Here is a 402-nt window from a genome sequence, read left to right as displayed (position 1 = left end):
AGCTCCCGCTTCCAAAAGTCCACCACACGCTTTCGCGCGGCCAAAGTTTCACCAACGCTCCGTACTCAGCCTGTTTCGGATCTACCACCGCACCAATGGCACCCCATTGGAGCATCGTATCCGCAGCATACTTCATACCAACCGATTTGCCGCTTCCAAGCGTGCCTGCGAACGCCACCGCTCCGCTTCGATTGAGTTCTCGCATGGGCCGATACCAATCAACATACACAGGTCGTCCGCTTGGTATCATACGCGCAAACCATTGTCCCGTCGGATCGCCTACAAATGACGTGCCCAACGCGCCCGACGCCGCAAGCACCGACGGATCCGCAGGGATCGCCCATGCTTTCTCCACACCACCTGTGGTGCCCGGAAAAAAGGCTTGCCAGAGTCTCAGCGCGT

At 58.5% G+C, this 402-nt stretch carries 1 protein-coding gene; it reads right to left on the bottom strand.

Annotated elements, in window-relative coordinates; genetic code table 11:
* Positions 1-229: hypothetical protein (locus AC27E8_RS06470; protein WP_487098615.1), on the bottom strand; the 229-nt coding region annotated here is incomplete at its 3' end.
* Positions 230-402 lie beyond the last annotated feature (173 nt).

The sequence above is a fragment of the Alicyclobacillus sp. CIJ1 genome, assembly GCF_057538885.1.
Note: the sequence above shows the minus strand (reverse complement) of the source record. Positions and strands in the feature narration are given on the sequence as shown.